Annotated in this window: 14 protein-coding genes; 5 read left to right on the top strand and 9 right to left on the bottom strand. The window is 60.3% G+C overall.

The window, feature by feature from the left end:
* Positions 1-14 precede the first annotated feature (14 nt).
* The gene (locus KGA83_RS24405; RefSeq protein WP_223531090.1) at positions 15-3,338 is read right to left on the bottom strand and encodes an RHS repeat-associated core domain-containing protein; all 3,324 of its coding nucleotides are present in this window, start codon (positions 3,336-3,338) and stop codon (positions 15-17) included.
* Positions 3,339-3,586: 248 nt separating this feature from the next.
* On the opposite strand from KGA83_RS24405, the gene KGA83_RS24400 reads away from it, so the two are divergent.
* Positions 3,587-4,282 (top strand): HAD-IA family hydrolase, encoded by a 696-nt coding sequence (locus KGA83_RS24400; protein WP_108218936.1) that lies wholly within the window; start codon positions 3,587-3,589, stop codon positions 4,280-4,282.
* 140 nt (positions 4,283-4,422) lie between these two features.
* Here the strand turns inward: KGA83_RS24400 and KGA83_RS24395 are convergent, their stop codons facing one another.
* A complete protein-coding gene (locus tag KGA83_RS24395; protein WP_108218935.1) occupies positions 4,423-5,169 on the bottom strand; it encodes a 3-oxoacyl-ACP reductase family protein in 747 nt (248 codons plus the stop codon).
* A gap of 124 nt (positions 5,170-5,293) precedes the next feature.
* Here KGA83_RS24395 and KGA83_RS24390 point away from each other — a divergent pair, with 124 nt between their 5' ends.
* The gene (locus tag KGA83_RS24390; protein WP_108218934.1) at positions 5,294-6,217 is read left to right on the top strand and encodes a LysR family transcriptional regulator; all 924 of its coding nucleotides are present in this window, start codon (positions 5,294-5,296) and stop codon (positions 6,215-6,217) included.
* A 35-nt stretch (positions 6,218-6,252) separates the two neighbouring features.
* On the opposite strand, the gene KGA83_RS24385 is transcribed toward KGA83_RS24390, so the two are convergent.
* From KGA83_RS24385 to KGA83_RS24375, 3 genes are all read right to left on the bottom strand, one after another.
* Entirely contained in the window at positions 6,253-6,981 is a 729-nt protein-coding gene (locus KGA83_RS24385; RefSeq protein ID WP_108218933.1) for an aspartate/glutamate racemase family protein, read from the bottom strand.
* 56 nt (positions 6,982-7,037) lie between these two features.
* Entirely contained in the window at positions 7,038-8,579 is a 1,542-nt protein-coding gene (locus KGA83_RS24380; RefSeq protein ID WP_108218932.1) for an NCS1 family nucleobase:cation symporter-1, read from the bottom strand.
* A gap of 558 nt (positions 8,580-9,137) precedes the next feature.
* Entirely contained in the window at positions 9,138-9,878 is a 741-nt protein-coding gene (locus tag KGA83_RS24375) for a phosphoadenylyl-sulfate reductase (protein ID WP_108218930.1), read from the bottom strand.
* A 173-nt stretch (positions 9,879-10,051) separates the two neighbouring features.
* Between KGA83_RS24375 and thrH the strand changes: the two genes are divergently transcribed.
* Complete coding sequence (gene thrH, locus KGA83_RS24370; RefSeq protein WP_108218929.1) at positions 10,052-10,669, top strand: bifunctional phosphoserine phosphatase/homoserine phosphotransferase ThrH; 618 nt, start codon at positions 10,052-10,054, stop codon at positions 10,667-10,669.
* A gap of 135 nt (positions 10,670-10,804) precedes the next feature.
* On the opposite strand, the gene pabB is transcribed toward thrH, so the two are convergent.
* From pabB to KGA83_RS24350, 4 genes are all read right to left on the bottom strand, one after another.
* Positions 10,805-12,148 (bottom strand): aminodeoxychorismate synthase component I, encoded by a 1,344-nt coding sequence (gene pabB / locus KGA83_RS24365; protein WP_223531089.1) that lies wholly within the window; start codon positions 12,146-12,148, stop codon positions 10,805-10,807.
* Between the two features lie 213 nt (positions 12,149-12,361).
* The gene (locus tag KGA83_RS24360; protein WP_108218927.1) at positions 12,362-13,348 is read right to left on the bottom strand and encodes an alpha-L-glutamate ligase-like protein; all 987 of its coding nucleotides are present in this window, start codon (positions 13,346-13,348) and stop codon (positions 12,362-12,364) included.
* Positions 13,348-14,883, bottom strand: a complete 1,536-nt coding sequence (locus KGA83_RS24355; RefSeq protein WP_108218926.1) for an inactive transglutaminase family protein — start codon at positions 14,881-14,883, stop codon at positions 13,348-13,350. Before KGA83_RS24355 ends, KGA83_RS24360 begins: the two co-directional genes overlap by 1 nt.
* 5 nt (positions 14,884-14,888) lie before the next feature.
* Positions 14,889-15,425: an ATP-dependent zinc protease gene (locus KGA83_RS24350; RefSeq protein WP_108218925.1), complete on the bottom strand. Its 537-nt coding sequence runs from the start codon at positions 15,423-15,425 to the stop codon at positions 14,889-14,891.
* 297 nt (positions 15,426-15,722) lie between these two features.
* On the opposite strand from KGA83_RS24350, the gene KGA83_RS24345 reads away from it, so the two are divergent.
* Both KGA83_RS24345 and prpB read left to right on the top strand, forming a co-directional pair.
* Complete coding sequence (locus tag KGA83_RS24345) at positions 15,723-16,442, top strand: GntR family transcriptional regulator (protein ID WP_218431358.1); 720 nt, start codon at positions 15,723-15,725, stop codon at positions 16,440-16,442.
* Positions 16,439-17,329, top strand: a complete 891-nt coding sequence (gene prpB / locus KGA83_RS24340) for a methylisocitrate lyase (RefSeq protein ID WP_108218923.1) — start codon at positions 16,439-16,441, stop codon at positions 17,327-17,329. The genes KGA83_RS24345 and prpB overlap by 4 nt, the downstream gene beginning before the upstream one ends.

Raw genomic sequence — 17,329 nt, 5'->3', positions numbered from 1 at the left:
GATTGACCGGTTGTCTAGCTGATCGAATGCGTCCATCGCCCAGTCCTCGATATGTCGTGGCCTGAGTCTGCGTGATGCCAGTATCGATTTGCAGGTATTGGAGAGGGTGCATTGGGTTCACCCTCATCAGCCTTTGCCCCGCTCCCCCCATTTTTCGCCGAGTCCCCGGCCTTGTTCGCCAGTGGACAGTTCCCCTTCGACCCCAACGGATCAACCCATCCAGTCGGGTTCCTGGTGTACCGATACGGGTTCAACCCTGCGGCCAACTTGACCGGATTCGGCGTCAGATAACGACCGATGTCCGGCTGGTAGTAGCGATGCCGGTTGTAGTGCAGGCCACTCTCAGCATCGAAATATTGCCCCTGAAACCGTAGCGGCTGTTCGAGTCGTTCGCCGTCGCCGTCGCCGTGGCTCCGTTCGCGGAGTTTGCCGTGGGCGGTGTATTTGGCCGACCAGACGACGCCGCCGCCGTAGCTGGTCAGTTCCTGCGGGGTGCCGAGGTGGTCGAGTTGGTAGTAGAACGGGCAGGCGTCTGCCCGGCCTTTGCCGTCGAGCAGCGCCAGCGGACGGAAGCTGCCGGGCTCATAGACGTAGCTGCGGTAGTGTCGGGGACCGCTTTCGGCGATGAGTTGGTCGCCTTGCCAGAAGAGTTGCGTGGTCTGGCCGTCGACGGTTTTGCCGATGCGCCGGCCGAATGCGTCGTAGCGGTAGCTGACACGTTTACCGTCAGGGGGGCTGACGCCGATCAGGCGGTGCTGGCAGTCGTAGGTGTATTCAGTAACCTGGGCCGGCATACCGCGGCGTTCGCGGATCAGGTTGCCGAAGGCGTCGTAGTCGTAGTGGCTGTCGCAACGGCGACGCAGACAGTTGCCCTGGAGCACACACGGGCCGGGGCGGTCGTGGATCAGCAGGTTGCCGGCCGGGTCGTGGGTGAAGTTCTCCGCGAACTGGTCGCGGGCGTGGCGTACGCCGGTCAGACGGTCGAGCGCATCGTATTGGTAGCGACGTGAACCGTGGCGGCTGTCGGTAATCTGCAGGAGGTTGCCCTTGATGCTGTAGGCATACTTGCGGCGATACAGTGGTCGTTGCTTTTGGCTGACGGCATGGGCCTGCAAACGACCTTGCTCGTCGTAGGCGTAATCGCTGAGCAGCAGGCCCTGTTGGCGTTGCTGTTCGCGCCCGCCGACAAAGCGATGGCTGGTCAGACGCGTGCCGTTGAGGTCGATGGCCGTGAGGGCGCCTCCCTTGGCGTAGTGGTAGACGAGGACACAGGCGTCCGGCAGGCGCAGGCGCTTGAGCCGACCGCAGGCGTCGTAGCTGTAACGCAGGGTGCCCCGGCCCTGATGTTCGGTGATCAGCCGGTCCTGGCGGTCGTATTCGAACGCCAGCGGATGGTTCTGGCCGTCATCGACACTGACCAGCCGCCCGAGACTGTCGTAGCGGTACTCGACCTTGACCCCATCGGGCAAGGTTTTGACCAGTAACCGCCCAGCGCTGTCACGTTGATAACCGGTAACCAGCAGCGAACCGTCGTGGCCAAACTCGGTTTTCTCCAGCAATTGGCCATTGAGGTCGTAGCTGTAGGCGGTACGACGGCCATCAAAGCCGGTTTCCTGTCGGATCAACCCGCCTGGGGTGTAATCCAGCCGGTAAATGTCGCCAACCTCGTTTTCGATCTCGGTGAGCAACAATTGCGCATGTTCGTAGCGGTATTTCAGCACACTGCCGTCGGGGTTGATCCGACGGCTGACCAGGCGCAGGTCGTCGGCGTATTCGTAACGGGTTACCCGTCCCAGTTCGTCGGTGTCGGCGGTGACCTGACCATAGGCGTTGTAGCGATAGGCACGACGGGCACCGGAGGGCCGCGTGGTCCGGGTCAGTCGACCCACGGCGTCCCATTCATAACCGGTGACGGCACCGTGTTCGTCCTGCCGGCTAATCCGCCTTCCTAACGCATCGTAGGAAAAAGTGCGCAGGGCACCGTCCGGCAGGGTCTCTTCCAGCAATTGTCCCAAGGCGTTCCAGACAAATCGGTGACCGCTCTGGTCGGGGAAACGGATCGTCAGCAAGCGCCCCTGCGAATCGTAGAAATAGCGGGTGATCTGCCCGTCGGGATCGGTGACGGCAGTGATGTCGCCCTGGGCATTGCGCTGGTAACTCCATGTCGCCTGACCGCAGGTGCGGGTATGCAGGAAACCGTTGCGATACTCGTAGGACGTGAGCGCCTCATCCGGCGCAAGCAGCGCGATCAGCCGGCCGACCTCGTCATAATGGTATTCGGTGACAGCGCCGAGGGCGTCCTGCTCGGCGATCAGACGGCCCTGATCGTCGTAGGCCTTGTGTTGCTCACCGCCGTCCAGCCCGACGTGGTGTAGCAACCGTGCGCGGTTGTCATGAACGTAAACCTCTTCACTACCGTCGGCGTTGTTCACCGTCACGCCGCCTTCATCGTCCCAGACGTAACGCACCTCCATCTGCGCAAACGAGGCCCAGTGATGAATGCAGCGGGCCGCCTTGCCGGAGCGTTCCCACGCCCAGAAGAAACTCGCCCCGCCAGCCAGTTGCCGTTGCAGGATGACGTGCCGCTCGTCGTAGTCATAGCGCTCGATTTCACCCGCGGCATTGGTCGCCTCGATCAGTCGCTGGCGGGCGTCGTAGCGGTAGCTGACCAGTGTCTGTTCGGTGCGCCAGGTGTACGCCTCGGGGCCGCTGCGCTGAAACACCTGATAATCGACGGCCATCAGGTGCTTGAGGTCGTAACGCAACAGCAAGGCGCGGTCAGCGCCGTTGTCCAGGCGTTGGATCCGGTCAAGGCGGTCCCGCTGCACCGTCACGTGGTTGCCGTAGGCGTCGCTGATCGCACTGAGCCGGCCGTCGTGAAAGTGGTAGAACCGCGCGCGGTTGCCGGCCAGGGCGAGGATCAGTTCATCCGGCTCCTCGCCGAGGTAAATCGCCGTCCGCGACAGGCTGTTGTGGATCACCGGGCGCGTCGCCGTCGGCCGTGGAAATGGCGTGCGGTGGTTTTCGGGGTCGATCCACAGCACCTGCTCGTCGTGGAGCTCCAGGTGCTGGGACAGCGAATGCCTCCAGCCAAAACCGAGGCCGGTGTCGAGTTCGACGGCACTGGTGCGATAGATGCGGGTGAAGTCGAACGGCAAGATCCCGTCGAGGGTGCTGTCCGTGAGGGTCAGCAATACCTCGCCAGTGACCATCGACACCGGGCAGTTGTGGGCGGCGGTGTGATCGACGGTGTCGGTGCTGGCGGCGGTTTCGACCCTATGCATTCGTGTCAAGGGGCCGCTGGCGGGGCATGCCAATACCTTTTTGGGATCGAACATCTGCAGACTTTCGCTCGGCGGAATGTGGGACGTAAAACTCTGCGGAGGATTTTCAAGGAAAGAAGTCGGGAAAGTTGGCGTTTTCTGTAGGGCGATTCACCAAATCACGCAGTGCCATTCGACATGGATCAGGATTTCATCGTTGCTCTAAGCCAGCGGCGCTCGCTATGCTGCTGAATCCTTTAATCCATCCGGGAGTCGGCCTCAGCTGCGTCGGCCGGGATGCCTTGGAAAACGGATCAGATGCGATGAATGCACCACTGAAAGCATTCGGCCCGATCAAGGCCGTGATTTTCGATATGGACGGCTTGTTGCTGGACACGGAGGGCATCTACACCGAAGTCACGTCCATCATCGCCGCGCGTTACGGTCGAACCTTCGACTGGAGCATCAAACAGAACATCATTGGCCGGGGCGCGGGCGATCTGGCGCGCTATGTGGTTGAAGCGCTGGATTTGCCGATTACGGCACAAGAGTTTCTGGTGATCCGTGAGCCGTTGATGCGCGAGCGCTTTCCTACAGCGCAAGCGATGCCTGGTGCACAGGAACTGGTACGGCATCTGAAGGCCAACAACATTCCCATTGCCGTGGGCACTAGTTCTTCGAGCCAGTCGTTCGGCCAGAAAACCACCCTGCACCGCGACTGGTTCGCCTTGTTCGACTTCATCGTCACTGCCGATGACCCCGAGGTGGGTGCCGCCAAACCGGCACCGGATATTTTCCTGACGGCGGCGCGGCGTCTGCGTGTTGCACCTGAAGATTGCCTGGTGTTCGAGGATTCGCCCTTTGGTGTTACGGCGGCGAAAGCAGCGGGGATGACGGCGATTGCAATTCCGGACGCGGCGATGGCCGATGCCAGGTACGCACACGCCGATGGCATTCTTCGTACGTTGAAGGCGTTCGAGCCGGGCGAATTTGGATTGCCGACGCTGGAATGGGCCTAACTAAAAAGGCGGGTCGACACTGGCAAGTGTGGGAGCGAGCCTGCTCGCGAAAGCGGTGTTTCAGACAACATCAACGTGTCTGATACTCCCTCTTCGCGAGCAGGCTCGCTCCCACAGTTATTGCAGTTGGCTGACACGAATCAGGCGCCAAAGCCACCGTCGATGGTCAGGCTGGCCCCTGTGATGTAGCCGGCTTCAGGGCTGACAAGATAGGCGACGAAACTGGCGATTTCTTCGGCCTTGCCGTAGCGGCCCACGGCCATCAACGGGATCAGGCTTTCCGCAAAGTCACCGTGTGCCGGGTTCATGTCGGTATCGACCGGGCCCGGTTGCACGTTATTGATGGTGATGCCTTGCGGGCCGAGATCGCGGGCCAGGCCTTTGGTCAGGCCGACCAGTGCCGACTTGCTCATGGCGTATGGGCCGCCACCGGCGAAGGGCATGCGGTCGGCGTTGGTGCTGCCGATGTTGATGATGCGTCCGCCTTCGGTCATGTATTTGGCGGCGGCCTGGGTGGCGATGAACACGCTGCGCACGTTGATGGCCAGGGTCTGGTCAAAGTCTTCGAGTTTGAACTCGGCCAGCGGTGCGACGGCCAGTACGCCGGCATTGTTGACCAGGATATCCAGGCGACCGAAAGCGTCTACCGTGGCGGACACGGCGCCGCGAATGGCGTCGGCGTCGGCGCTGTCGGCCTTGATGGCCAGGGCCTTGCCGCCTTTGGTGGTGATGCTGTCTTGCAGTTCTTCAGCTTTCGCCGTGGAGCTGACATAGGTGAAGGCAACGGTCGCGCCTTCAGCAGCCAGGCGCTTGACGATAGCTGCGCCGATGCCGCGGGAACCACCTTGAATCAATGCCACTTTGCCGCTGAGGTTCTGAGTAGTCATGTTGATCTCCAAGTCCCGAGGCGAGATGTCCCGGTTGATGGAGGCTAGTATCGATTCAGGATTCCATGCTGTGTAGACCATAGTTGCGATAGTCTGTGTAAACCAAAAGTTTATAGTGGCTCCTATGGAAACCTTCAGCAGTATCGAATGCTTTGTGCGCAGCGCTGAGGTCGGCAGCTTCGCCGAAGCCGCGCGGCGTCTGAGCCTGACACCGGCGGCGGTAGGCAAGAGCGTTGCCAAACTGGAGGCGCGCCTTGGTGTAAGGCTGTTCCAGCGCAGCACCCGCAGCCTGACGCTCACGGAAGCCGGCCAGCTTTTTCTCGGCGAAGTCAGCGGCAGCCTGCACACCATCCAGAATGCCGTGGCCAATCTCGCCAGTGCCGGAGGGCGTCCTGCCGGAACATTAAAAGTCAGCATGGGCACGGTGTTCGGGCGCTTGTACATCGTGCCGTTGCTCGGGGAGTTTCTGCGGCGCTTTCCGGCAATCAACCCGGACTGGCATTTCGACAACCGACAGGTCGACCTGATTGCCCAAGGCTTCGACGCCGCGATTGGCGGCGGATTCGAACTGCCTCAGGGCGTGGTGGCACGCAAGCTGACACCGGCCCATCGCGTGTTGGTGGCTTGCGCCGAATATCTGGCGGCGCGGGAGGCAATCGTCGAGCCGGACGATCTCAAGTATCACGATGGCATCCTCATTCGCTCGCCGCAGACCGGTCGCGTGCGTTCCTGGCAGTTGACCAGTCGTAGTCAGCAACACAGTCCATTGACCCTCAAGGCGCGGATGACCATGAGCGATTCGGAAGCCGCCTGCGCCACGGCGAGCCAGGGTTTGGGCATTGCCTTGGTGAGCATGCCGTTCGCCGTGGGTTATCTGGAGGTGGGGACGTTGCAGCGGGTGTTGCCGGACTGGTATGTCGACGACGGCAACATTTCTATCTATTACGCCGAACACAAACTGCTGCCCGGCAAGACCCGGGCGTTTGTCGAATTCGTCATCGAGCAGTTTATCGAGCAGGGGTTGGGGCAGAGGTTCAGTGCGGTTTGAGGCAGGCTCAAGACCGCGATGAACGATAACGCGGTCTACCGGGCAAACCGCCCCGGCCAGCCAATGATCTTCTTCGGCCGCGGCGTCGCATACGTCCGCACCTTCGAGGTCGACAACCCCAACCGTACCAACGATTCGGCGATGGTCACCGCCGCCGTCACACCATCCACCACCGGTACCCCGGTACGCCGACGAATCTGCTCGTCCAGCCCGGCCATGCCGCCGCAGCCCAGGCAGATCACTTCGGCCTTGTCCTGGGTCACCGCCAATTCGGCCTGATGCACGATGGCCTCCAATGCGCGTTGCGGCTCGCGCTCCAGTTCCAGCACCGCCAAACCACTGGCGCGCACCGAGGCGCAGCGGTCCCAAAGGCCGGAGAGCTTGAGGCGATCTTCGATCAGCGGCACGGTGCGGTCGAGGGTGGTGACCACGGAGTAAGCGTGACCGAGGAACATTGCCGTGCTGGCGGCCGCATCAGTGATGTCGACCACCGGCACGTTGAGCAATTCCTGCAAGCCTTCACGACCATGCTCGCCATAGCCGGCCTGGATCACGGCGTCGAATGGCTGGTCGTAGGACATCACCCGGTCCATGACCGCGATGGCCGCCAGGTAGCTTTCGAAATTGCCTTCGATGGAGTCGGCGCCGAAGTAAGGGGTGAGGCCGACGATTTCCGTGCCGGGCGACGCGACGGCTTGCGCCGAACGGGCGATGGCCTGGGTGATGGATTCGGTGGTGTTGACGTTGACCACGAGAATGCGCATGGGGAGTCCTTATTGCAGGTAGTTCTGCAGCCCGACAATGCCGGGCTGCAACAGGTTTAATGACTGACGTTGTCGACCGCGATGGCTTCGCCGCTGACATCGGCGTAGTGCGGTTGGCGCTTGGCGATGATCAGGTAGAGCATCCCGGCGATGCCGGCACCAATCAGCCAGGAGAACGGCGAGACGCTGTGGAACCCAGGCACCAGTGCCAGGACGATGGCGATCAAAGCAGCAGGAATGAACGCCGCCACCGCGCGTAAATTGACCCCGCGACTGTAGTAATACGCGCCGTTGGGGTCTTCGCTGTACAGCTGCGGTACATTGACCTGGCCTTTTCGCACCAGCCAGTAATCGACCATGATCACGCCGTACAACGGGCCGAGCAGGGCACCGAGGCCGGACAGGAAGTACACGATCACCAGCGGGCTGTTGTAGAGGTTCCACGGCAGGATCAGCACGGCGATGGTCGCGCTGATCAGCCCGGCGCGGCGGAAAGTCAGGTACTTGGGCGCCAGGTTGCTGAGCACGAACGCCGGGGCGACGAAGTTGGCCATGATGTTCACCGCCACGGTGACGATCAGGAACGCCAGGCAGCCGAGCACCAGGAAGAAGGTGTTGGGGATCGAGGCGATGATTTCGGTCGGGCTCTCGATGATCCGGCCATTGATCTGAAATTGCGCGCCGCACAGCAGGACGGTGATGCTGGCGAACACCAGAATGTTCACCGGCAAGCCCCAGAAATTTCCGACCTTGATGGTTTTACGGCACGGCGAAGAGCGGGCGAAGTCACAGAAGTTGAGGATCAAGGTGCCGTAGATCGCCAGCCACAACGCGCCACCGGCAAAGATGTTGCGCCACATCTCAGCGCCAGTCAGCGGCTCACGGATCGACCAGGCAATGGTCGCATCGGCCTGGGTGTACATCCACGCGGCGAGGGCGGCGACGGTCAGCAGAATTACCGGGCCGGCAAATGCCTCGTAGCGTCGCACCATCTCCATGCCATAGGCGAGGATCGCCAGTTGTACGAACCAGATCGCGACGAAACACACCCAGCCCAGGGTCGACAGGCCGAGGATCGAGTCGTGGTCGTAGTCGGCGAACCCGGGATGGACCGCTGTCAACAACACGCGAAACACCACGGACGCAAGGTACGTCTGAATACCGAACCAGGCGATGGCGATCACGGCGCGGATCAATGCAGGAATCTGCGCACCGTGAATGCCGAAACTGATCCGGCTGATGACCGGAAACGGTACCCCGGTCTTTTGTCCCATATAGCCAGACAGGTTCATGAAGAAGTAAACCAGCGCTGCACCGATCCCCAGGGACAACAGGATCTGCCAGCCGCCCAGGCCCAGAGCATACAGACCGATGGCGAAGGAGTAGTTGGCAATGTTGTGAACGTCGTTGGTCCACAGGGCGAAGATGCTGTAGCGACCCCAGCGCCGGCCTTCGGTCTTGGTCGGGGCGAGATCCTTATTGTGCAGTCGGGGGCTGAGCACGACAGGGGCTTGATGCGCCTGGTTGTCGGCAGTGTGGGTGGAATGGGAGGAGGGTAGATCCAGCGCGATGTTGTTATTGGAGAGACTAGTACGCATTCCGGCAGGCTCCTGATGCTCGACGCCGCGATGACTGTGCATGAGCGTTGGCTCGACAAATCTTCGTCGCGGGTGGCGAATATCACTGGTTACGGGGCATCTGCAGCCTGTACGGGATAGGGCGCTTCAGGCTTGCGGATCTAAAGTGTGTGTATGTTTTGATCTAATTGTATACAAAACATGTATGCACTTAAGCCAGATCCATGCCAGTCGCGATTCTATAAAAACCAGTGTTCATTTCGTTTTGTTATCGAAAACGAATAACTGACTGAAAAATAGAAAATTTAAATTGACCGATTGAACAGGTATTTATTTTTTGAGAGGGAAGATGTGGGCGAGGTGATGAGAAAGGAGATGTAACTTTTTGGGGCGCTGAAACTAAAAGTGCACACATAAATGGCACCGATGGTGACATTCCTGTGTACACATTTTTTTGAAGCTGCAGATAACACTGTAGGAGCGAGCCTGCTCGCGATGAACCCGAGAACGCAGCGGGGTATCAGGCACCCCGCGTTATCGTTGGCGACCATCGCGAGCAGGCTCGCTCCTACAGTGGGTTTACGCTTTGGATTTACTGATGATATTCCCCGCATGCAGCCCGCATTCCTTCTGCGTCGCTTCTTCCCACCACCAGCGGCCTTCGCGCTCATGCTGGTTCGGCAGTACCGGGCGGGTGCAGGGTTCGCAGCCGATGCTGATGAAGCCGCGTTCGTGCAGGCTGTTGTACGGCAGTTCCAGCATGCGGATGTAGCCCCAGATCTCTTCGCTGGTCATTTGCGCCAGCGGGTTGAACTTGTACAGGGTGCGTTCCGGGGTGGAGAACGCGGTGTCGATTTCCAACACCGCGACGGCGCTGCGGGTGCCGGGGCTCTGGTCGCGGCGCTGGCCGGTGGCCCAGGCTTTCACGCCGCACAACTTGCGGCGCAGCGGTTCGATCTTGCGGATGCCGCAGCATTCGCCATGGCCATCCTTGTAGAAGCTGAACAGGCCTTTTTCCTTCACGAAGGGTTCAAGTTTCGTGTGGTCCGGCGACACCAGCTCGATGTCGATCTTGTAGTGCTCGCGCACCTGATCGATGAAGCGGTAGGTCTCGGGGTGCAGGCGGCCGGTGTCGAGGCTGAACACCTTGACGTTCTTGTTCAGCTTCCAGGCCATGTCCACCAGCACCACGTCCTCGGCGCCGCTGAAAGATATCCACAGGTCATCGCCGAACTCGGCAAACGCGAGCTTCAGGATGTCCTGGGCGGATTTGTTGGCATAGGTCGTGGCGAGTTCCACGACGTCGAACGTTGGGCTCATCAGGGCGGCTTCCTACAGGTCGGTGGCGCTGGGCGCTCTATATGGGGTCGATGGTAACAAAAAGCTGCACGGGCCGGGGCATCCTCTGCGTTGCGCAGGCAGGTCCGAGTCGCTAGAGTTCGGCAGGCTTTATGCTCGCTCGACTCAATAATCAATACAAATGGGAGTGTCTTGTGGAAATTGCCTGTCTGGATCTTGAAGGTGTGCTGGTTCCGGAAATCTGGATCGCCTTCGCCGAAAAAACCGGGATCGAATCCCTCAGGGCCACCACTCGGGACATTCCCGACTACGACGTGCTGATGAAGCAGCGCCTGCGGATTCTCGACGAGCACGGCCTGAAACTTTCCGACATTCAGGAAGTGATCGCCACGCTCAAGCCACTGGACGGCGCCATCGAGTTCGTCGACTGGCTGCGCGAGCGCTTCCAGGTAGTGATCCTGTCGGACACCTTCTATGAGTTCTCCCAGCCACTGATGCGCCAACTGGGCTTCCCGACCTTGCTCTGCCATCGTCTGATTACCGACGACAGCGGGCGCGTCACTGGTTACCAGTTGCGTCAGAAAGATCCCAAGCGTCAGTCGGTCCTGGCCTTCAAGAGCCTCTACTACCGGGTGATCGCGGCGGGGGATTCCTACAACGACACCACGATGCTGGGCGAGGCCGATGCCGGGATTCTGTTCCATGCGCCGGAAAACGTGATTGCGCAGTTCCCGCAGTTCCCGGCGGTGCACACGTTTGAAGAGCTGAAGCAGGAGTTCATCAAGGCTTCGAACCGGACCTTGAGCCTGTAATCACATTCCCTGTAGGAGCAGCCGGTCGACGCTCGATTGCTCGCGATGAACCTGAGAACTCTGCGGGGTATCAGGCTTGCCGCGTTATCGTTGACGACCATCGCGAGCAAGCTCGCTCCTACAGGGGCAGGGGTGTCAGAGGTTTTGCAGGGTATCGAGCAACACCTTCACCTTGGTAATCGATTCCTGATACTCAGCCTGCCACTCCGAGTCCGCGACAATCCCGCCGCCGCCCCAGCAACACACCTGCTCGTCCTTGACCAGCAAACTGCGGATGGCGATGGAGCTGTCCATCTCGCCGCGCACGTCCAGGTACAGCAACGAACCGCAATACAGTCCGCGTCGGGTCGGTTCCAGCTCATCGATGATCTGCATGGCGCGAATCTTTGGCGCGCCGGTAATCGAACCGCCGGGAAAGCTGCCGGCGATCAGGTCCAGGGCATCGCGCCCATCCGCCAGTTCACCGGTCACGCTGCTCACCAGGTGGTGCACGTTCGGATAGCTTTCCAGGCTGAACAGTTCCGGCACCCGAACCGAACCGGTGCGGCAGGTCCGGCCGAGGTCATTGCGCAGCAGGTCGACGATCATCAGGTTTTCCGCGCGATCCTTGGGGCTGGCCAGCAGTTCGGCGGCGTTCGCGGCGTCTTGCTCAGGTGTCAGGCCCCGCGGGCGAGTGCCCTTGATCGGGCGGGTTTCCACATGACCCTGGCTGACTTTGACGAAGCGTTCCGGCGACAGGCTGAGTACGGCATCGCCGTCAGGCAGGCTCTGAAAACCGGAAAAAGGCGTCGGGCATGCTGCGCGCAGCGCACAGTAAGCGGCCCACGGATCACCTTGGCAGGGTGCGCGAAACCGTTGGGCGAAGTTGACCTGGTAACAGTCGCCGGCCTGGATGTATTGCTGGATGCGCTCGATTGCCTGTTGATACTGGTCAGCGCTCAAGTCGGCAGTTATCGAGGTGAGCAGTTTGAAGGGTGCGACCACTTCCGGTGCAGGCTGGCTGAACAGATCGATCAGGCGCTGGCGTTCGTCGGTGGACAGTGTCGGGTGGAACACCAATTGACTGGTCAGCGAAAGGTGATCGCTGACCAATGCCCAGCCGTACAGGCCGAAACGTGCGTCAGGCAGTTGCAGGTCGTCCCGTGCCTGGCTCGGCAGGCGCTCCAGATGTCGGCCGAAGTCGTAACTCAGGTAGCCGATCAACCCACCGGCAAACGGCAACTCATAATCTGCGGGCAAATTGGCTTCGCCCAGGCGTGTCAGGTTGTCGCGCAGGCGTTGCAGGAAGGCGTCGCCACTTTCGTCGGGCGATACCGTCAGTTGTTCCAGTGGCCAGGCGCTGAGCAGGTCATAGCGACCGCGATCAGCACTGGGGCGGCCGCTGTCGAGCAGCACGGCGCCGGGGGCATGGCGAATCGCCGCGAAGTACTCGGCGGGGTTGGCGCGATAGGGCAGCGGGTGTACGGAACAGGTCAGCATGGGCGAGGGAGATCAGCCATTGAGGCGGGGTGGCGATTGTAGACCTCTGCAGGATTTGGTCCTAGAGGGATGTCGGAAATTGAAAGATTGGAGCAAAGCTGGGGGCTTTGGGTGCATACAAATCAGTCATCGCAAGCAAGCTCGCTCCCACAGGGTTCAGCGCTGTTCTTGTGGGAGCGAGCCTGCTCGCGAAAGAGGCGACTCGGATCTGGATCAACCCTCAACCGCAGGAATATGCCCAAACATCTCCTGCACAAACGCCACGCGCTCTTTGACCGATTCGGTCACGCCACGAGCCTTCAGGTCTTCCAGTCGTGCTTCCACCGCATGAGTACGCAACGTCAGCCCGCAGTCATTGGCAATCTGGATATTCAGCCCGGGCCGGGCGTTGAGCTCAAGAATCAACGGGCCTTTTTCCTGGTCCAGGACCATGTCGACACCGATGTAGCCCAACCCGCACAACTCATGACAGCCAGCGGCGAGTTTCATGAAACCGTCCCAGTAGGGCAGTTGCACGCCATCCACTGCATTGGTGGTGTCCGGGTGTTTGTTGATGATGTTGTTCAGCCAGGTGCCGCGCAGGGTCAGGCCGGTGGCCAGATCCACACCGACGCCGATGGCGCCCTGGTGCAGGTTGGCCTTGCCGTTGGACTGACGGGTCGGCAAGCGCAGCATGGCCATCACCGGGTAGCCCATCAAAACAATGATGCGAATGTCCGGCACGCCTTCGTAACTGATGCTCTTGAAAATCTGGTCCGGAATCACGCGGTATTCGATCAGCGCCCGGTCGCGGTGGCCGCCCAGGGAATACAGGCCGGTCAGGATGCTGGAAATCTGATGCTCGATTTCTTCATGGCTGATGATTCGGCCGGACACCGAGCGATAGCGGCCTTCAAAACGGTCGGCGATGACCAGGATGCCATCGCCGCCAGCGCCCTGGGCCGGTTTGATCACGAAGTCTTTGCGCCCGCCGATGATCTCTTCGAGATTGTCGATTTCCTTCTCGGTGGAGATCACGCCATACAGCTCGGGCACATGGATGCCGGCGGCGATGGCGCGCTCCTTGGTGATGATCTTGTCATCGACGATCGGGTACAGGCTGCGCTTGTTGTACTTGAGCACATAGTCTGCGTTGCGCCGATTGATCCCCATGATGCCCCGGGCTTCCAGGGCCTTCCAGGTCTTCCAGAAGCCGAACATCAGGCGTCAGCCTTTTTCAGGAAAGCCTTGAAACGCACCAGTTCGGTCAGGCGATAACCGCGATAACGACCCATGGCGAGCATGAAACCCACCAGGATCAGCAGGATCGCCGGGAAGGTGAACACGAAGTACACCAGTTCCGGCACGGTCATGATCAGGTGCGCCAGGGACGCGGCGAACAGTGTGCCAATGGCCACTTTCATCGCATGGCCGCCGCCACGTTCTTCCCAGGTGATCGACAGGCGTTCGATGGTCATGGTCAGGATCACCATCGGGAACAGCGCCACCGACAAGCCGCGCTCCAGGCCGAGTTTGTGGCTGAACAGGCTGATGGCTGCGATCAACACCACCACAAAGGTCAGCACCACCGACAGCCTCGGCAGCATTTGCAGCTTCAGGTGTTCGAGGTAGGACCGTAGCGAGAGCCCCAGCGCCGTGATGATGGTAAACAGCATGATGCCGAAGCCGAGCTGGGTTTCGCGGAAGGCCAGGGCGATCAGCACCGGGGTGAATGTCCCCAGGGTCTGGATGCCGATCAGGTTACGCAGGATCAGGATCACCAGCACACCGATCGGGATCATCACCATGATCATGAAGGTCTGCTGGGTTTGCAGCGGCAGGCCGTACAGCGAGTATTCGAGGAAGTTGGCGTCGGTGTTTTCGTCGGTCAGCTTGGCCAGGCGAATGGCGTTCATTTCGCTGTTGTTCAGGCTGAAGGTCACGTTGGCTTTCTTGCCGCCGTCGACGGTGATCAGGTTTTCGTCGCCGGTCCACCACAGCAGGCGGTCGGTCGGCAGGCCCTGTTCACCGGTTTCCGGGTTGAAGTACAGCCAGTCGGTGCCATTGAAACTGCGCAGCCACAGTTCCGGTATTTGCGGCTGGTCGGCCACCAGACGGATGGTGTGGACCTTCTCGATCGGCACGTGGGCGATGGACAGCAGCAACTCGACGATTTTTGCCTTGTGTGCGGTGGACGGATCACCGGCCAGCAACAGCTTCACGTTGTCGTCGTTGAGGTTGTTGACCCGCTTGATGGATTCGCCGACGAAGGTTTCGACGTCGGCCGAGTGCTGGCGAATCGGCGCGAGCAGGGCTTCGGCGGCGATTTTTTCCGGACCTTCGATGGTCATGCTGTCGCGAAAGGTCGGGCCTTTGATCTTGGCTTTCTCACCGGAGTAACGCTTGGTCAGCACCAGGCGGTAATACAGCGTCTGATTGCCTTTGGCCCGGCGCGCCGACCAGGTGACCTTGCGGTTGCCATCGACCCGGTTCACGGCCACGCCGTAGTTATTGGAGATGAAGCTCTCGTTGAGGCTGACGAAGTCGCGGCTCAGCGGTGGCACGAACATCTGGATCTTGACCGGGTCCTTGGCACTGGCGACGAACTCGACCTTGGCGTCGATGTTCCACAGGTCGTCGGTTGCGTCTTCGGTCACCGGGATGCCCAGCACGAAGATCTGATAGGCCGTAACTGAAATGCCCAGCACCACCAGGATGGCGATCAGCAGTTTCAGATGAAGGGTAAGAGAGCGCATTTGAATTACTCGGCGGTATAAGCGTCGGTGGTGCAGGCGGGTTTGCCGGCAGCATATTTAAGGCTGGGGTCGACCAGTGCATCGAAGCGCTTGAGGGCTTCGGAGCCAATCAGTAGCGGGTATTGGAAAGCGCTGCGGTCGGTCAGGTTCACTTCGATGCTGCGCAGGGCCGAGCCCATGCAGATATCCAGTTCGATCACCGGACGGGCGGTGTACTTTTTGCCTTCTTCGGGAGCGTAGTCGCCGGCCCGGCGCTTGATCTTGCTGACACGGGCCAGCGGGCGTTCGATCGGGTGCGAATGGGCGGTGTCGATGGCCAGATAAAAACGTACCCACGACTCGCCGTTGCGTTTGAAACGTTTGATATCCCGCGCACTCAGGGACGCGGTTTTCGCCCCGGTGTCGAGTTTGGCCGCCACTTCCAGGTCAATGCCATTGAGCGACGCATACTCATTGAGGCCATACAGGGTCTTTTCCCCGGCCATTGTAAAACCGGGCAGGCAAAGGAAATAAAGGAAGGCAGGGAAGGGCTTGAGTCTCATAAATCCTGGTGCGCAGCGGTCCGACTTGATTCAAGGCCCTGGCATCGCTGCGCAAGCTCCCTCGTATGCCTGTCAGGTTTTCATGACAGGCAGTGCAGATGTGACAAACAAATGCGGGCGGCATTCTAGCACGGTAGTTTGATGGCGCCAGCGCTGGCCGGTGGCTATAAACAGAGGGGTTGCTTCGTTATGGTGCAGCCGGTTATCAGAAGATTGTCGACAATATCGATTTAACCTTTGACTGTGTCGCCTGTATTCGTTAGTTTTTGCGGCATTGGCTCACAAGGTGTCGACAATATGCTGGATCAACTCGATCCCCCCGTTTCAACGCAAGACGATACGGAGACCCTGTCCGAGAACGTCTTCCGTCGCATCCAGGCGGCTATCGTCAAAGGCGAGATTGCGCCGGGCAGCAAAATCTCCGAACCGGAGCTGGCGCGCACCTACGGCATCAGCCGGGGCCCGTTGCGCGAGGCCATCCACCGTCTGGAAGGTCAGCGCCTGTTGGTTCGTGTGCCGCATGTCGGCGCTCGGGTGGTGTCGCTCAATCACGCCGAACTGATTGAACTCTACGAAATCCGCGAATCCCTGGAAGGCATGGCTTGTCGCCTGGCCGCCGAGCGCATGAGCCTCGAAGAAATCGACGAGCTGCGTCGGGTCCTGGAAACCCACGAGCGCGATGAGGCGTTTCAGGCCGGGAGAGGCTACTACCAGCAGGAAGGCGATTTCGACTTCCATTACCGAATCATCCAGGGCAGCGGCAACCGCACGCTGACCCAAATGCTCTGCGGCGAGCTCTATCAACTGGTGCGCATGTACCGCATCCAGTTTTCCACCACGCCCAATCGCCCGCACCAGGCATTTGCCGAGCACCACCGCATTCTCGATGCCATCGCCGACCGTGACGGTGAACTGGCCGAGTTGTTGATGCGCCGTCACATCGGCGCCTCCAAACGCAATATCGCCCGTCATTATCAGGACGGCGCTAACCCGACAGCCAAACGAGGTGAGTCATGAGTTTGAACAAGAGCACACCAGGCCAGCGTTTCCGCGATGCGGTCGCCAGCGAACACCCACTGCAAGTGGTCGGTGCGATCAACGCCAACCACGCGCTGCTGGCCAAGCGCGCCGGTTTCAAGGCGATCTACCTGTCGGGTGGCGGGGTGGCTGCCGGCTCCCTCGGCGTGCCTGACCTGGGCATCACCGGCCTGGATGACGTGCTGACCGACGTGCGCCGTATCACCGATGTTTGCGACCTGCCATTGCTGGTGGACGTGGATACCGGTTTCGGTTCCTCGGCGTTCAACGTCGCTCGCACCGTCAAGTCGATGATCAAGTTCGGCGCCGCGGCGATTCACATCGAAGACCAGGTTGGCGCCAAGCGCTGTGGGCACCGTCCTAATAAAGAGATTGTGACCCAACAGGAAATGGTCGACCGCATCAAGGCCGCCGTCGATGCGCGTACCGATGACAGCTTCGTGATCATGGCCCGTACCGACGCCCTGGCGGTGGAAGGCCTGGAGTCTGCCCTGGATCGCGCTGCTGCGTGCATCGAAGCCGGCGCCGACATGGTGTTCCCGGAAGCCATCACCGAGCTGGACATGTACAAGCTGTTCGCCAACCGCGTGAAAGCGCCGATCCTGGCCAACATCACCGAATTCGGCGCGACGCCGCTGTACACCACCGAGCAACTGGCCGCTGCCGACGTATCGCTGGTGCTGTACCCGCTGTCGGCGTTCCGTGCCATGAACAAGGCCGCAGAAAACGTCTACACCGCGATCCGTCGCGACGGCACTCAACAAAACGTCATCGACACCATGCAGACCCGCATGGAGCTTTACGATCGCATCGACTATCACACCTTCGAGCAGAAGCTCGATGCGTTGTTCGCCGCGAAGAAGTAA

Source organism: Pseudomonas sp. GL-R-19, from assembly GCF_019956375.1.
Taxonomy (GTDB): Bacteria; Pseudomonadota; Gammaproteobacteria; order Pseudomonadales; family Pseudomonadaceae; genus Aquipseudomonas.
This window is presented reverse-complemented; position numbering and strand designations above follow the sequence as displayed.

Excerpts from the sequence above, each read along its gene's own strand:
- KGA83_RS24360 (WP_108218927.1), bottom strand. The coding sequence starts at position 13,348 with ATGTTCGGCTTCTGGAAGACCTGGAAGGCCCTGGAAGCCCGGGGCATC.
- KGA83_RS24380 (WP_108218932.1), bottom strand. The coding sequence starts at position 8,579 with ATGCGTACTAGTCTCTCCAATAACAACATCGCGCTGGATCTACCCTCC.
- KGA83_RS24395 (WP_108218935.1), bottom strand. The coding sequence starts at position 5,169 with ATGACTACTCAGAACCTCAGCGGCAAAGTGGCATTGATTCAAGGTGGT.
- KGA83_RS24350 (WP_108218925.1), bottom strand. The coding sequence starts at position 15,425 with ATGAGACTCAAGCCCTTCCCTGCCTTCCTTTATTTCCTTTGCCTGCCC.
- KGA83_RS24405 (WP_223531090.1), bottom strand. The coding sequence starts at position 3,338 with ATGTTCGATCCCAAAAAGGTATTGGCATGCCCCGCCAGCGGCCCCTTG.
- prpB (WP_108218923.1), top strand. The coding sequence starts at position 16,439 with ATGAGTTTGAACAAGAGCACACCAGGCCAGCGTTTCCGCGATGCGGTC.
- KGA83_RS24345 (WP_218431358.1), top strand. The coding sequence starts at position 15,723 with ATGCTGGATCAACTCGATCCCCCCGTTTCAACGCAAGACGATACGGAG.
- KGA83_RS24385 (WP_108218933.1), bottom strand. The coding sequence starts at position 6,981 with ATGCGCATTCTCGTGGTCAACGTCAACACCACCGAATCCATCACCCAG.
- KGA83_RS24355 (WP_108218926.1), bottom strand. The coding sequence starts at position 14,883 with ATGCGCTCTCTTACCCTTCATCTGAAACTGCTGATCGCCATCCTGGTG.
- KGA83_RS24375 (WP_108218930.1), bottom strand. The coding sequence starts at position 9,878 with ATGAGCCCAACGTTCGACGTCGTGGAACTCGCCACGACCTATGCCAAC.
- pabB (WP_223531089.1), bottom strand. The coding sequence starts at position 12,148 with ATGCTGACCTGTTCCGTACACCCGCTGCCCTATCGCGCCAACCCCGCC.
- KGA83_RS24390 (WP_108218934.1), top strand. The coding sequence starts at position 5,294 with ATGGAAACCTTCAGCAGTATCGAATGCTTTGTGCGCAGCGCTGAGGTC.
- KGA83_RS24400 (WP_108218936.1), top strand. The coding sequence starts at position 3,587 with ATGAATGCACCACTGAAAGCATTCGGCCCGATCAAGGCCGTGATTTTC.